We start from the raw sequence: 16,462 nt of genomic DNA on the forward strand, positions 1-16,462 counted from the left end.
TAGGGTTTGGTGTCAGCTTGCTTTGTCTTTTTTCTCAGGTTTCCCGGTCACAATCAATTTCATTGTTTTTATTGCCTTTGTTTTACCTGCGAAGTTCTCGCTCTCTGCAATCAAAGTATGTGTACCATTATCCAGTTTCAGTTCGGCCTGGAAGGTACCGTCACGTCCTGTTTTAACAGTTTCAATCAGGATAATTTCATTTCCGTGTTTTTCGTAAATATTCACAGAGGTGCCCTTGGCGGCTGTCCCCTTTACCAAGGCAGGTTCTCCTTTCACCATCATTTCTTCTTGCTCCCATAATGGTTCTTCAGGGGTTTCCTGCTCTGCATCCTTCGACCAGCGCAGCGCATTTACGAATAAATTTCGCCCATTCTTCGTCCATCCATAATCAGGTCCGATCATATTGGTGACCGCAAATGAAGACATCAGCAAATGCATATGCTCCTTGCTTCTGAATTCGAACTCAATCGAATCACCTTTTCTCTCACTATCGATATATAAGCTCGAAAGCGGTACACCTGAGTAATTTTTGAAAGTAGAGTAAGGACTTTTAGCGGTATGGATTTTGACCAGACCGTTCTCATCAAAACGAATGCCATCAAATATTGGGTGTCCATCGACACCATCGATATAAACAGCGCCTTCATTATAGCCCTGCTTATCGATTTCCGGACTGCCCACTAACTCATTCAACATTGGGATGGAACCTTCCTCGACACCCCATGTTCCTGTGAACACCAAGCTGGTTTTATTTTCATCGCTTTCCTCTATCAATTGTTGGAACTGTTCACTTGTTCCTTTGTTCGTATTGACCAGGATGACCTCATATTTCCCGACATTTCCGAGGATGTCCCAGCCTATTTCTTCTGCATACAGTTTTTGTTCATTCAGCAGATTTGAAATTGCTCCGTTTACGTCACCAAGCACAGCTGCTTCAAATGGATTCAATTCCAGGTTGAATTCCAAATTATCGGAGCCTATAGTGAACTCGAAACTTTCCTGGAGATAACCTTCGGCAATTACCTGCAGTGTATAGTCACCAGGCAATAAGTCTTTAATTTGATAGGTTCCATCACCATTGGCGGAGCTTTCGGTCTTAAAGTCAGGCTCATCCTTTGGAATCAAAATCAATTCCGCTCCAGCTACCGGTTCCTTGCTTTTCTTTGATGTGATGGCACCCTTCAAATCTGTTCCATCAATTGCTTCAAGGGTAAAGTGCAGATCAACACTGCTTCCCACATCTTCGACTTTCGCTTCCTTGGTCTGTTCTTTAAAGCCTCTTGCCTGGACTTTTAAGTTATACTCACCAACACCAATGCCAAATTTATACTGGCCAGCTTTATTAGTTGTCGTTTTGAGGCTGGTTCCCTCAATGGAGACAAGAGCTCCTGCAATCGGCTTCCCTTGACTGTCCTTTACTTCCCCAGTAATCTCTCCCTGGCTTGCTGTCAAGGCATAATCAATCGCATTCAAGTATACCTTTTTAGCATTTTCCGTCCAGCGATCGTTCGGGTGGCCATATGCACTAATTTGAAGTGCAGAAAGAAGGATGTGGACACTATTGGATGAACTGAACTTATAGCCAATCGTGCTCCCCAGTTCCCCCTTCTCAGGATTCGTCAGAGATGCAAGCGTCGTTCCGCTATAATTTGAATACACGGAGTACTGAACAACACCTTTAGGATTGACAAGGAGCTGGACCTCATCTCCTTTATTGAAACCTTTCAGGATAGGATGATTTTCTGCCACTTTCAAATTGAGCTCTTTGTCAACATAACTTCTTTCAAGGGATTCCGGATCACCGTATGCGTCACTAAGATCACCAATTGTCCCTCCATAATTCGCAGTGAAAATCATGCTGACTTCATTCTCGTTCGCCTTTTCAACCATGGCCTTGAATCGATCTTCCTTCATGGTATAGGAAGTGTCATTGACAATGACTGCTTTATAATTTTGCAGGTTCTCTATCAACCTTTCGTATTCCGTATATGGATAGAGTTCAAGATCATAACCATTTTCCTCTAGGAATGGCATGATTCTATCCTTCTGAGCAGGATTGGCAAGAATCGCAATCTTCTCGGATTCAATAAGAGATGCATTAAAATCAGTTTGTTGCCCTTCTGTAATTTCGACTGACTGGTAAATCGGGCTATAGCCTGTCGCAATCACTCTAACTTCGTAAGTATCTGCAGGCAGTGTCGTCTGATAATTTCCTTCCTCATTTGTCTTGACTGTCACCGGTGTGCCAATCACCTCTATTTTAGCTCCGGGAATCTCATCTTTTGTAGAGGCATCAACCATTTTACCTGCCAGGATCCCGGAATTGACAGGTTTGATGACAAAAGCTTCAGACACAGCTTTCCCATTGGTAATCGTTACAGTAAAATCTTTTGGCTCATGACCAAAAGCTTCCACAGTCAGCGAATAGGTTCCTTCCTCAAATGCAGCGAAGAAATTCCCTTTATCATCTGTATGATAGGTTTTGCCCGTTTCCTTAACTTTGATCGAAGCCATGACTGGTCCAGTTTCATTCTGGACAGTACCATGGAGTTCACCGACAAGGGCGACTTTCTCGTCGAGTGCCCAGTTCAGTGCATTATTCAAGAGACGCTCTCTTGCGGGGTCAAAGGAATCATTCGGCTTGAATACATGGCTGATTGTCATATTGGCGAGCAGGATTTCGACTGAATCGATTGTTCTGCCCTTGTATGCGACCATGCTTCCCTTTTCCCCGGTTGCGGTATGCGAGAAGTCGACGACAGTTTTACCTGAATAACCGTCAAACCCATAATAGTAACCCGACTTTCCTGGAATCTTGACGGTATCCCCTATGTTGAATTCTTTTGTCAATGGGTGGTCTTCAAGTACAGCCCCTTGTGCTCCGGCTTTGTTATTATGTTCAAAAATAGTTTTTGGATCCTGGTTAAATTCCTGCAAATAGCGAATGGAACCTCTTCCACCCGCCTGGCCAGTCCAAATGACCGATTTGCGTTTTTCATCCAGGGCTTTTTGGAATGCGAGGAAATCCTCCTTTGACGGGACAAGGCTCGGTGCATAATCCGAGTTGGCGAAAACAACATCCACCTCGTCCAATTTGTCTATATCCTGATAATTGAGGTACATCACCTTGTAACCTCTTTCCTCAAGATACTGCTTATACGATGTTCCCGAAGCAGTCAGGTCCACAATCACTCCAATTGTTGGAGAAGGACGTAATTTCACCTTCAGGGAAACTTTTTGTTGATCTGTCACCTTCAGGCTAACATCCTGGCGTACATATCCATCTTTTTCAATCCTTGCTGTGTAATCTCCCGGCTCAACCTTGGAGATCACATATTGTCCCTGTAAATTTGTCACTGCTTCTCTTGGTTTTCCCAGGATGGTGATCTTCGCACCCTCTAGAGCATTTCCATCCTTAGAATCTTCTACTGTTCCGGAAATCATTCCGACATTCTCAGCCGGAGAAAGCCTAATCTCCTTCGGTTCACTATCCACTTCTGCTTTAGCCTTCAAGGTTTGAGCACTATACCCATAGGCACTGATTTCAATATCGTATTCTCCTGGAAGGATGGCGATCGTAAAGCCTCCATCCTCGCTGCTTGACTGAGTCTGGAACGGCTGTCCCTTTACCTTGATATCCGCCTTCAAAGGAATGCCCTGTTCATCGACAACCTTCCCGCTGATTACGGGATATTCGACATTGGCAGCCCATAATACCGAGTTGATCAGTAGCTGTTTTCCTTCCTCTGTGTAGTCTTTCGCTCCATGATAATAACCAAAACCGTGGCCGCTCATCAGCAATTCTGCACTTCTGGCCGTCCGTGGTTTATAAGCGATTCCTAGACCATGGGAGGCATCAGAACCTTCATGTTTGATTTCAGCCAGAGGATAACCGCTGTAGTCCTTGAAATATCCGATATAGCTGGCAGCCGGAGACAGGATTTCAAGCAATTCTCCATCTTTTGCTCCATTGAAGATAGGATGCTCTTCGAGAACTTTATATTGAGCAGCTTCTGTCGTTTTCCTTATTGTTTTCAGCTCTTTTGGATCATTCCTGTAACTCACAAGCTGCTTGATTCCGCCGCCCCAAACCGCATCACCGAAGATCAGGCTGGTCTGTGCTTTGTCGGCAGCAGCAAACATTTCATCGTTTATAGCTGATGAACTAGGATCATTGAAGAAAATAACATCAAACTCATTCATTTTTTCACTTAAGTCTGCAGGCTGTACATCCCTGACTTCAACTCCGATTTCTTTAAATAATGCCTTGAAGCTTTTCTCTGTTGAATAGTAGTCACCTACAACTCCAACAGATGGCATTGGATTGATTTTGATATCCAGATCCCCTGTATGACGTGCCACATCAATGCTTTGCTTATTGGTGATGTACCCATCCTTGCTGAAAGTAATTTCGAATACCTCTTCCGCTAATCCTGAGATTGTATATCGTCCATTCGCTGTGGTCTTTACTTGTTCTACTGTTTCTCCCGTCTGGTTCTTCACAGAAACAAGGACGTCGGAAAGCTCCATGCCAGATACTGAATCCTTGACAATGCCTTCCAGGACACCTTTTTCGGATTCACCAAGTGCGATTTGAACAGATGCTGGAGATCCATTGGCTACTGTGATCGTCTCTGACTTAGAGCCCAGCCCCTTCGAACGTACTTCCAGCTTAAAGGTTCCTTCATCATGGAAAAGGGCAAAGCTTCCGTTTTCGTCTGTTTTCGCTTTTACGCCAGTTTCCACTACTTCGATAGATGCTTCAATAGGTTGTCCTGTTGAATTGGTTATTGTACCAGTGACCATTCCATATTTCGTGTTGTACAGGTAGTCAATGCTATTGAACAGGATTTGCTGCTGTCCGCGCAGCCAGGCTTTCGATGATTCCCATGGAACTGTAGCATGACTTGACAACAATAAATGGGCACTGTTTTCAGAGACAGCATTATAAGCGACACCCGACCCGACAAAACCAAGATCGGTGCTTCCGATTTTTCCGATTGTCCTTCCTGAATACTGGTTGAACCAGGCAAAATCAGCGTTCTTTTCTAACACATTGATTCTGTCTCCTGCTTTGTATCCTTTGAAGATAGGATGTTCTGCTTCAACCTGGATTCTGATATCTCCAACATCATAATCATGGCCCAGCTCTTTAGGATTATTATAGAAGTCTTTTAAATGGTGAATGGATCCATAATTCCCCCCCCACTGGTCAGTGAAGATGATGCTGACATGATTCGCTTCTGCTTTTTCAACCAATTCTTTAAACTGTGCCTCTGTTGGCTTGATTCCATCTGAACCATAGCCTCCATTTAAGTAAACCACTTTATAACGGCCGATTTCCCCAGCCACGTCCCATTCCCGCTCTTCAGCTGTATACCCATTTACGTTCAGCAGAGTCGTGATTTCACCCTTGTAATCATTCAAAACCGCAATGTCAATTGGCTGCAATTCGAATGTCATATCCGTATTTTCACCGGCTTTAACCACTATTTCCTTGCTGCCTGACTTAAATCCATTCATAGAGATCGAAGCAATGAAGGTTCCTTCAAACACTTCTTCTTGTGAAAACACCCCTTTGCTGTCTGTTTTACCCTTTACTGGTGATTCTTTTAATTCAACCCCTGCTCCCTCGACAGGCCTGCCAGTCCGCTGGTCTTTTACCTGGATGGAGAATGAGCCTTTAGCAGCATCTTTAAGTTCATAGTCTTTTGTTAAAACATACCCGGAAGATAACTCAACTTGTTCAGTAATTTGTTTTTTGCCGTAAGATGAGATCCGGATCGTATAATCTCCTGGAGTCTGTTCTAATAGAAAAGCCCCATTTTTATCTGTTTCAATTGAATTTCCTGTTTCCGCAACAGTGACAGTACCCTGAATGGCATTTCCACTGGTATCTTTCAATGCACCTTTTACAGACGCTGGTGAATTGTAACTTTGAACACCGTTCTGGTAAGGCACGAATACTTGCCCTGGAAGAATCGGAATACCAGAAGTACTGTAAACCGGAAGGCTGAAATCCTTCAATCTTTCACCGGTATATACATCAAGGACAGAAAGGTTTCCGCTTGTGCCTGCAAAGAATAGAAGCCCATTAGCGGATACAGAACCATTGTTCAGCGTCGTTCCGACGGCACGGTTGTTCCAGAGTTCCTCACCAGTTTTCGCATCAAAAGCGCGCAATGCAAGCTGTACAGCTGAACCGATCACAACGATATCTTCATAGACAATTGGAGACCCTGCCTGAGTATCTCCGATTCCGCCTGCTTTCCACTTTTCTTCGCCCGTTTTCGCATCCAGGGCATACAGTGTGCCGCCTTCTGTATTGAAATTGGTACCTGCAACAAAAAGTGTTCCTTTATCGTATACCGGCTTCGATGCAACTCCTTCATTGACAAGCGTTTTGCTCCATACTTCACTTCCGTCTTCTACACTAAGACCTCTTAGTTTTTGATTATCATAGCTGCCGATAAATAACATCCCGTCGCCTGCGCTTGGACCGAAATAAGCAGGTGCGCCAAGTTCAACGCTCCATTTCTTTTCTCCTGTTTCAGCATTCAACGCGATCAGTTTTGCCTGTTCTCCAAGGTCCGATGCAACAAACAGTGTTCCGTCAATATATAAAGGAGATTCATAGACACCTATTGCACCTGTGTTTGCTGTCCAAATAATGCTGCCTGATTTTAAATCGAGGGCATAAATCTTTCCATCCTGTCCGCCTGAAAGGTAGACTTTGTCCCCTTCTATCGTTGGTGAAGACCTATTTGAACTTCCAATCTTCACTGTCCATAGCTCTTTTCCGGTTATAGTATCCACGGCAATAACTGATCCGCTGTCAGTGACCAGAATCAATTTGCCTTTGGCTGTTGCAGGAGTGGAAAATAAAATCTGTCCTTTCCCTGTTGTATCATAGTTCCATCCTTCAACAAGGGCATCCAGGTCTATGGCGTTTCCGGAGACAGCATTCCGGTGCATATTGCCGTTAGCCATACTCCATTCTTTATTTGTCTGTGAGGCGTTCGCTTTGACCTTCAGTTCAAGAGAGAGATTCTTGCTGACTTCGATTTCCTTTGCCTGGCCAGTTATTCCTTCGCCGGAAATCTGGAGAGCATATTTCCCAGCTGGCAGATTCTTGATTTCAAACTTGCCGCCTGCATCCGTTCGATAAGTGGATAGAGGAGTTCCTTTTACCCTTACAAAGGCATAAGGAATTGTTTCTCCTTCTTCATTTGATACACTTCCTTTTACACTAAAAGTATCAGCATTCTCCAATACCCAGTTCACAGATTCTGTTTCGCCCTTCTTCAGCTGTATGGTGGATTCCAAATCCTTATAGCCAAAGGAAGTGACCTTGACATGATGGCTGCCTTCCCTGATTTTGAACTTGAAACTCCCCTCTTTTCCAATGTCATAGGACAAACCTTCTTCCGCTATTTCAAGTTTTCCAGGTAATGGCTTTCCATCCTTGTCAGTAAGCTTTCCGGCAAGTTCCCCGGCAAAGGCTGTTTCGGTGACAGCCTGGTAAATATTGATGATTCCGCTCCCATAAGAATCATTGGGCAGAGTACCCATATGAGGTTCAACTCTGGCAGTCTGTTTAAGTGTTTCTTTTATCTGGTCCACTGTCAGGCCTGGATTCGCCTGCAATAAAAGCGCGATTGCCCCTGTGACATGCGGAGTGGCCATCGAGGTACCGCTGATCGTATTGTATTTTCCTTCATTTCGCTGTGATGGCCAGGCTGAATAGATCTTGTGGCCAGGAGCAGAGATATCCGGTTTGATAAGTCTCTGCTCATTTCCATTCTCATCCTTCCAAAAAACGGGACCCCGACTTGAAAAATAAGCTGTTTGATCATAAATATCTGTTGCACCTACAGCGAATGTTTCCGGAAAACTTCCCGGTGAACCAATTGTTTGTGAGCCAGGTCCATCGTTGCCAGCTGCAAAAGCTGGGAAAATCCCTGCTGAGACCCATGCTTTAACATCTTCATAAAATTCGAGATTATAAGTATTGGCATTTCCCCATGAATTGTTGACCACATCCGGAGCCTTTGAAGGGTCCCCGCCTGGAGCCATGAACCATTGGAATGCCTGATGGATGGCAGATAGGGTTGTCGAACCGCCGTCATTAAAGATTTTAGCGGCAATCCATTCAGCCTCAGGAGCTACACCAATCGGCTCTCCGGCCCCTCCTCCAACTGCAGTGCCCGCTACGTGGGTTCCATGGCCAAATCCATCATTCGGCGTTTTATACCCCTGACCCGACAAGTCAATCCAGGAGTATTGATGGCTGCCGTCCCGACCGCGATAATTTTGCTTAAGGGCTTCATGGTTTCCATCAACTCCCGAGTCCATGATCCCAACGACAATCCCTTCACCTTTCAACCCGTATTTTCCCCACACATTTGTGGCATGAATTTTTTCAAGTCCCCATTCAGGCAGTCGCGGAGGAGATTCTTCTACTGTCACCTCCGGAAGGCTTAAGGTTTCGTCAAGGGAAATTTCCGCAATATCCTCACGTTTCTTCAATTCATCCAAAGCTTCCTTTGTGACCGAAGCAGTGATTCCATTGATGATCCAGAGTGTCTCTTTCTTTTTGGCTTTTCCCTTTGTCTCCATTGCTGAAAGTGCCTGCTGTAATCCCTTTTGGGAATTGTCCGCTTTTTCTTTGAGATGGTCTTGAATTGATTTTATTTTTTCTGCACGACTTTTCTTTTCTTTTACCTGGGGATAAATCTTGTTAAGATCAGGTTGTTCCTTCATCCTGATGATGACATCAATTTCTTGCTTCTTCTCCAAGGCTTTAAGGAGAACTGCTTCCTTATCCTTTTCCTTTTCAGCCGCTGTTTGTTTATCACCTTTCAATGGTGGCGGTTCAATCCCCAGTCCATCTAACAGGTTCGTCAGCTCTTTATCATCGGCTGACGCAGTTTTGTTCTCTGTTGTTTTACTTGATTCATGTTCTTTTTCCCGTTCTTTTTCGAGTACGAGTTCTTCTTTTGAAAAACTAGCTGGTTTCTGTGTGGTTGCAATGGCTAGCTGTGATGAAAAGGTCGAAAATACCATGATGAAGGCCAGTATTACCGCTGAAAGCTTCCTTGCAGTCTTCTTCTTCGATAATCTTCCCAAGTTTCTTGCACCCCCTGAAAATTTGATTACCGAAGGAATACTGCAAAATATTGTAAAAACCTTTAATTATTTTGAATATTTATACTTTTCAGATTAAAATGATTAAAAAGCATTACTTCCCCGATGGAAAATATAGTAAATAAGTAATAGCCTGGGCAAAAATAAAAGACCATCTAATGGTCTCAATTGCGGTCAAAAGTCATTGGCGGGAATGACTTTAGCGTTGCAGGTCTTTTCATAAAATTCAATAGGCCCCGCTTGATCAATGATAATTTCTTTGTACCCCATCTTGCTCATTTCTTCCAGGCAAAAATGCAACAAGGACTCTCCAATACCCTCTGCTCTTTTGTTTTTTCCCACACCCATCGGTCCAAAAAATCCTGGCTTTTGAATATCAAAAGCTGCAAACCCTACGATCTCCTCCCCATCCTGGTCAAAGGCAACATATATGGATGATTTCTGCAGTGCTATGGCTTCCTGGATAGATTCCATCCATCTGGACCCAAATTCTTCATGGATGAATCGTATCAATTTTTCCCCATCCTGATTACTTAACATCTTGATATATTTGTATTTTCCTCCGGTAGAAGCGTACCCTTCCAAAGATAATATCATGTCCCTTGAACTGGTAGCTATATTCAAAAGAGAACTTGCCTGATCCCTGGTTAATAATCCTTCTATTTGCCCTGTCTTGATCAGTGCTTTCAGGACATGTCCCTCATTGAGAAAAATTTGGTTGTAGTTTTTCATATAGTTGACCGCTTGCCGGAGTACTAGTTTAGTTGATGGACAAACTGGCAGATTAAATGATTGGCAGAACTCATATGGCATGGTTTCTTCATGGGGAATTAAAGATTTCCTCACAAATGAAGGGTCAATTCCACTTTTCTGCTTTGCCTCCCATACCGGGAACGAACCATCATTCAGACAGCCAAGCAATAGATGACCCGGCAAAATGCATGGACTAAAAGAATCCTCTCGCTCTTTTTCCGCAATTTCCAAGACTTTATTCATTTGTTCAGTAAGTTTCAACTGCATTCTGCCTCCCCCTTCACCATTTTTATCGAGTGCTTAATTAATAAGAGAAGGTTATTAGATTTACGCACTTATTTTCAGGTTTTCATCTTTTCTTCTAAGCGTAGAGTAACTGTGTAATGCCATTCCTAGCATGACAAGCACTATACCTGCCCGGGATAAAGGAGATGGCAGCGGCATCGAAAGGATTAAATATTCACCAGCTAACGCAAAGAGCACCTCCATTGACTGGGTCGCTTCGACACCGGCAAGCTTGGACATATTCCCCCGCACTAAATCTGTTGCCCTGAAAAACAACACGGTAGCGATTACTCCTGAGGCAATGGCTACAAGGAGGGATTGCAGGCTTTGGCTCATGGACGGAGGTCCCTCCGTAACATAACCGAAAACAGCAAGACAGAGCCAGAATGGCAGGCTGGCCAGGGTCATGCCAAGCACTCGCTGATAGGCATCAAGACTTCCATTGGTAACATCCATCATTTTTCGATTGCCAAGTGGATAAGCAAAAGATGCAATCAATACTGGAATCACTCCAAGCAATACCATATGGAGAGGAATCTGCCGTGCATGCTCGATCTGCATCAACAGGATGCCCATTAAGATGACAACGGACATCCCAAGTCCTTTAAAAGGAATTTTCCCTCTGACAGCTACTAAACCATCGTTAGTCTGCTTTCTTTCATAAAACAGGGGACTGAGAAAAGCACCAGATATAATCGTGATTTGCCAAGTACCTGCAATCAGCCATCCAGGTGAATAGGCAGCCGCATATGTCAGTGGTGCATAAAACAGGACAAATCCAATAAAGCTCCATAAAAACCATGGAAATGGATTTTGTTTTATATGCTGGAGTAATGGTTTTAAGTTCTTCCTTGCGGCTACTATTGCCAGCAGGAACGGGACCATGAATATGTATCTTAATGAAGCACTCCAAATCCAGCTTCCACCTGATAATTCCATTGACTGATTAAGGACGAAGGTAAAAGCAAAAAAGAAGGCAGCTAGAACACCTAACAAAATTGGACCCATTTGTTCACTTCCCATTCTTGATTCGGAATCTTTTTCAATCTATCATACTATCTCAACCCAAGTTTTTCCACACGAAAAAACAGACACCTGGTATCCCAGGTGCCTCAAGTGCAAAGGTCTTAATGTTCATAGTTTATTTCATCCGGTTTTTCATAGGTTACATATGTTCCCGCAATAAAATCATGAATCGCTCTTTTATCCTGGCGCAATCCTACCATGAAGGCACTGACAATGACCCCAATCCCCAATGTCAAAAGATAAACAAGCCCCGCGACAACTGTACGCATCAGCATCGTACCAAAACCAAGCTTTTCGCCATTCACCTTCGCAATTCTTACTCCTACAATCTTCTTTCCAACGGTATACCCTGACCATATTACTGGCACTAGAACAGTGTATAGCAGGTTGATTGTGGAAGTAAATGCGTTATCTTCCGCGTTGCCTGTTATCAGGTAACTAATGAGTGAAAGTGGTACACCGATGATCAAACCATCCAAGATTGCTGCTCCTAGCCTCACCCAAAAACCTGCTGGTCTGCCCATAACATTCCCTCCTAGAAGTAAATGAATCCACTGTTTTTTACACATGAGAATGCATTGAGCGGATTCTTGTGGTCATACATATTAATACTTAATGCAAATATGGATTATTTATTCTTATTTGTTTGGCTCTGCCGGTCTAATTGCTTATTACCATCAGTCCATTCATGTTTTTCTTTTTTGGTACTGATCGATCAAATCATCAAGCCTTTTGAGCTGAAAGGTGTAGTCATAAATAGCTGAACCGATAATCGTAAGACGCAGTCTGTCATTTCGCTCCATTTCCTTATCCTCCATGATCGATTCAAGGAAATATCCGCTTTCCTGGACAATAGGATCTACATTAACTTCCTTGATCTTGCCAGAGTATTTCAGGAGAATCAGTTCATGGTATTGGATCAGTTCTTCAAGATGATCATCAAACTCGCTGGTCTCCTCCGACTGTGGCCGGATTTGAAAGAAATGGTCCTCCACGATATCAAGAAGTCTCAATCCGTGGTGAAGACAAGCAAGCATTTGCTTGAAAACTACCAGTTCCCTCACATCCAGAGATTTGACCTTTGATATTTTCTCTCTCTCTTCGTCGAGTATTTTATATAGTTCTTCCAATTTGGCAATATCTTTTCGCACTTGAACCCACTGTGTCTTAAATGTCTTTTCAGTAAGTTCATTGGATATTGCTGTCCTGATCAGCAATGACAATGTTTTAAAGCTGCTATCCATTTTTTCGGTGAAATTTTTATTGAAATTAGGCGGATAAACGGTGAGGTTCACGAGAAATGCCGATCCCATTCCTACAAGGACTATCAAAAACTTATTGGCGGCTGTAATGATACCTTCAAACTCCTGGGAACTCATCATGATCAAGACCGTAATAACTGTTAAGGATATTGAACTTTCCATTTTAAGCTTCAGACTAATGATGATGACAATCATTGTTACCAGGCCGATGACAACAGGGTTGTTTCCGAATAAGTATATGGAGGCCACTGCGATGATTGCACCGACTAAATTAGCCTGGAATTGCTCTAACACTTGTTTCCAGGAGCGATAAATCGACGGCTGGATCGTAAATGTCGCTGCAATGGCCGCAAAAACCGGCGGCTCTAATCCAATCCATTTTGTTATGTATAAGGCCAGGGCTACTGCGATTCCTGTTTTCAGCACTCTTGGACCTAAAGTAATCATGGAAAACCCACTTTCTTTTAAAAGAAAATTTATCTATTCTATCATTACCTTGATAGGCAGGATAGAAACTCATTGGGGCTAAACACTCTCTTAAATATCATGTTTTTAACAGACAAAGAGGTTATCCTTCCCTTTATCGGGAATAATATTCTAGCAGCTTTTTTAAAAGGTGGGAACAAGATGCTGAAATTAGAACGAAATCATGACCCCAGGAAAAATGCTGAATTGATCTCACGCATAACCGGGAAAAACTTATCGACGGATCAATTGATCAGTGAAACAAACCAATTATTCAGGGAAGCCAGCGAGGATTACAAACCTCTATTAATGGATTCGAATAAAAATCTATCATCCTTTTTCACTAATTTCCGGAATAGCGTGAGGAGAGTATTCCAGACTAAATCAGCCTTCGATGGTTCTGTTCATTATGACACGATCGTTGACGTAAATGGCAATGTCTTTCCGGAATGGATGGAAAAATTGAATGAAGAGTATAAACATCTGGTTAAAGAAATTAATCGGGAGGTTCATATTGAAGACTTCGGAGCGGTCGGAGATGGTATGACAGATAATACCGAAGCTTTCAGGATGGCCCTTGGACATGGGCATGTGAAAGTATATGTACCAGAAGGTATATTCATGGTGAAAGAAATAAAACTGCCATCCTATACAAGCCTTGTCGGCGCCGGAAAAGGAAAAACAGTCATCAAGCTTCACGACTCTGCCCCAAAAGGAAAGAGACTTGTAACGAATAAACATCACCGAACGGGAAACCGCAACATTTATGTAAGCGGAATGACACTGGATTGGAATGTTGAACGGCTCGGACATGTTGAAAAAACAAGCACGTGGGGAAATCATTCCAGCTGCCTGTTGTATGCAAATGTAAAATACGGCTGGGTAAAAGATGTCGAAGGTATCAACCCCGGGCTTCATTGCTTCGACATTTCGTCACCTCTATACAATTACTATGGAGATGGCTATCGGGCAAGGGGCGGAAGTGAATTTATCTGGTTGGACAATCTGACAGGCTTCGGTTTTGGCGATGATGGCATTACGACTCATCATAGCGATAACATTTTCATCTCAAATTGCCATATGAGTGATCCAAGCGGTAAAGCACATAAAAAAGGATTTTCGAACTCCAACGGAATAGAAATAGACGATGGTTCGAGAAATGTATGGCTATTGAACAACTCAACCACAAGATGCTTTGGCGGAGTTGAAATTAAGGCCCACCATACCTCTTCTGCCGCAAATAATGTTGTCATCATAGGCCATTTATCGGTGAACGATAATCGCTCCTATAATTTTCGGCATATCGGCCATCACAAGGAGAATGATCCTGAATCAAAAACTGCCATTAACATAACAGCAGCCAATATCATCTCCATCCATCCGGTTTACACCGAACTATATGCCTATTCAGCACCCAGGGCTATGGTTGTTTCTGCGTACAAAAACGTGGCCGTCAACCATTTCACTGCAATCGGTGATCCATCGTATGAATATAATGGCGAGCCTGTCTTAGCCGTCCAGTACAGAGCCCGAAATGTCATGTTGAAAAATATAGAACTACGGGGTTTTTCAACCGCTGGAGCCGACATTAAGGTTTTCGGAGGCAATAATCATGCTGACAATGTGAAAATCAGAAATGTGGTCACAACACATTCTGCACCAAAAGCAATAGAAATCGGGAAGGGCGTAACAAAATCTTCAGTTGAGAAGGTTTTTGCTGAGGCTGTTAATGGCAGGACAGTTGTACAAATAGCTGAAAATGAGGCCGTGATAAAGGATATTCAATCAAAAGGCTTCAGGCAAAATATCTCGGGCCACTCCGGTAATGAAATCACAGTTTGATGATGTGAAACAGAAAGAGGAAGCAGCACAACTGCTTCCTCCATTCAAGCGAGTACCCATTTATGAATTGCCTGAGCAACCCCGCTTTCTCGATTCGTACCTGTAACACCATCCGCAGCTTCCTTGACAACATCCTGGGCATTTCCCATCGCGATTCCCAATCCAGCCTCAGTGATCATCGCAATGTCATTCAGGCTGTCTCCAACTGCCATCACGTTTTCCATTGAAATCCCCAATAATTCGCAGACCTTCTGCAAGCCCTTGGCCTTATTGATTCCTAATGCGTTGACTTCAATATTTTTCAGACTGGAATTGCTTATTTCAAATAAACCTTTTTCTTTTAATTCTTTTAATACACTTTCCCTGATTTCATCCTCTTCAATATGGAAACCAAACTTGAGCCACTTTTGTGAAAACAGGTCCTCTGGCATGTTATTCCTCCAAACGTCTTCACTGCTTGTAGCCCAAAAACCAGTTTTATGCTTCCTGGATAGCTCATACATCCATTGGATATATTCTGTATCGACCGGATTAACTTCAACAAGCTCACCATTTGGTCCCCATATTTCTCCACCGTTAACAGTCACAAGATAGGAAGATAATTCGAGGGAGATTACATAATCCCGCGCTGTTTTGAGACTGCGTCCGGTACTGAGTACCACATTCAACCCTCGTTGTTCAGCTTCCTTGATCGCCTGTCTATTTTCATCTGTAACCTCATGGTTTTCATTGAGGAGAGTACCGTCCATATCTAGTGCAATTAATTTGATAGTTGATTCTTTTCTATTCAAATCGATCCTCCTAAAAAACATTAATTTTCGTTATTGATCCTATCAATTGCCTGTTTTACGGTCGCGAATGTATTGATTCTGGAGAAATCAACTCCGCCTTCCACAGCAGCCTGTGCAAGTTCAGGCCGCATCCCAGTGGCGAACGAGTCCACTCCCAACAAACGCAAGACATTATGAATATCAAAAATATGCTTGGCAATCGCTGCATCGATCGTGACGATTCCAGAAAAGTCAATGATTAACGATTGGACCTTTTGCTGTGCAACCTGTGGGATCGCCCTTTCCATGATCAATCTGGCACGGTCATGGTCCATTTTTCCGACTAAAGGCAAGACTGCTATATTTTCCTGGACCGGTACCACAGGGGCCGACAAGATATCCACCTCATCCTGGACTTCCTGCATCAGTTTCGCAGCTTTCCGTTCGAAGGCAAACACAGTTTCATTAATGCTGATATCAAGCATATTGTTTACTTTTTTATTGATCCATATTAAATCTTCAGTATCTACACCATGTTTGAGACTTATGCCTGCCATCTTATCAATAAACACCATTCTTGTTGGCGGATATCTGAGAAGGATGTCAGAAATTTGTCCCCCTCTAGCAGCTTCCCGCTCTCCATTGTCCTTGCTCCATTCAATCAATCCCTGTGGAGTGGTATCATCTGCATTCCTGATAGAGTCACCAAGAAACCCAAGGTATTCAGTGTAAACAATAATTGCCTGATCAATTTCCTTCTTTGGGATTTCGACACCAACCATTCCAATTATTGAATCTACCAATTCCTTTGCGATAGTTTCGGCATTCTGTTGTAATTCATTTGCCACCGCAGCTGTTGGATTCACAAAGGTCACTTCCCTTTTCTAATAATAATAAAAGTCTATCACTTAC

General features: G+C 43.1%; 8 protein-coding genes. 1 reads left to right on the plus strand and 7 read right to left on the minus strand.

Features of this window, described 5'->3' with window-relative positions; all coding sequences use genetic code 11:
* Window positions 1-12 precede the first annotated feature (12 nt).
* The 5 genes from J7E38_RS18370 to J7E38_RS18390 form a co-directional block, all read right to left on the minus strand.
* Window positions 13-9,129: a carboxypeptidase regulatory-like domain-containing protein gene (locus J7E38_RS18370; protein ID WP_214708613.1), complete on the minus strand. Its 9,117-nt coding sequence runs from the start codon at window positions 9,127-9,129 to the stop codon at window positions 13-15.
* 192 nt (window positions 9,130-9,321) lie between these two features.
* Window positions 9,322-10,167 (minus strand): GNAT family N-acetyltransferase, encoded by an 846-nt coding sequence (locus J7E38_RS18375; RefSeq protein ID WP_214708615.1) that lies wholly within the window; start codon window positions 10,165-10,167, stop codon window positions 9,322-9,324.
* A 60-nt stretch (window positions 10,168-10,227) separates the two neighbouring features.
* On the minus strand, window positions 10,228-11,193 hold the full coding sequence (locus J7E38_RS18380) for a DMT family transporter (RefSeq protein WP_214708617.1): 966 nt from the start codon (window positions 11,191-11,193) through the stop codon (window positions 10,228-10,230).
* A gap of 119 nt (window positions 11,194-11,312) precedes the next feature.
* Window positions 11,313-11,735, minus strand: coding sequence for an RDD family protein (locus J7E38_RS18385; protein ID WP_214708619.1), 423 nt, complete (start codon window positions 11,733-11,735; stop codon window positions 11,313-11,315).
* A gap of 162 nt (window positions 11,736-11,897) precedes the next feature.
* The gene (locus tag J7E38_RS18390; RefSeq protein WP_214708621.1) at window positions 11,898-12,920 is read right to left on the minus strand and encodes an FUSC family protein; all 1,023 of its coding nucleotides are present in this window, start codon (window positions 12,918-12,920) and stop codon (window positions 11,898-11,900) included.
* 180 nt (window positions 12,921-13,100) lie between these two features.
* On the opposite strand from J7E38_RS18390, the gene J7E38_RS18395 reads away from it, so the two are divergent.
* Complete coding sequence (locus J7E38_RS18395) at window positions 13,101-14,780, plus strand: glycosyl hydrolase family 28-related protein (RefSeq protein WP_214708623.1); 1,680 nt, start codon at window positions 13,101-13,103, stop codon at window positions 14,778-14,780.
* Between the two features lie 44 nt (window positions 14,781-14,824).
* Here J7E38_RS18395 and J7E38_RS18400 read toward each other — a convergent pair whose 3' ends face one another.
* Together J7E38_RS18400 and J7E38_RS24375 are read right to left on the minus strand one after the other, a co-directional pair.
* Entirely contained in the window at window positions 14,825-15,577 is a 753-nt protein-coding gene (locus tag J7E38_RS18400) for a Cof-type HAD-IIB family hydrolase (protein WP_215038811.1), read from the minus strand.
* Window positions 15,578-15,591: 14 nt separating this feature from the next.
* Window positions 15,592-16,416: an STAS domain-containing protein gene (locus J7E38_RS24375; RefSeq protein WP_214708627.1), complete on the minus strand. Its 825-nt coding sequence runs from the start codon at window positions 16,414-16,416 to the stop codon at window positions 15,592-15,594.
* Window positions 16,417-16,462 lie beyond the last annotated feature (46 nt).

Source organism: Bacillus sp. ISL-35 (genome assembly GCF_018613355.1).
GTDB lineage: Bacteria > Bacillota > Bacilli > Bacillales > Cytobacillaceae > Mesobacillus.

What these genes read in the sequence shown, in the direction of transcription:
- J7E38_RS18375 (WP_214708615.1), bottom strand. Translation starts at nt 10,167, where the DNA reads ATGCAGTTGAAACTTACTGAACAAATGAATAAAGTCTTGGAAATTGCG.
- J7E38_RS18380 (WP_214708617.1), bottom strand. Translation starts at nt 11,193, where the DNA reads ATGGGTCCAATTTTGTTAGGTGTTCTAGCTGCCTTCTTTTTTGCTTTT.
- J7E38_RS18385 (WP_214708619.1), bottom strand. Translation starts at nt 11,735, where the DNA reads ATGGGCAGACCAGCAGGTTTTTGGGTGAGGCTAGGAGCAGCAATCTTG.
- J7E38_RS18390 (WP_214708621.1), bottom strand. Translation starts at nt 12,920, where the DNA reads ATGATTACTTTAGGTCCAAGAGTGCTGAAAACAGGAATCGCAGTAGCC.
- J7E38_RS18395 (WP_214708623.1), top strand. Translation starts at nt 13,101, where the DNA reads ATGCTGAAATTAGAACGAAATCATGACCCCAGGAAAAATGCTGAATTG.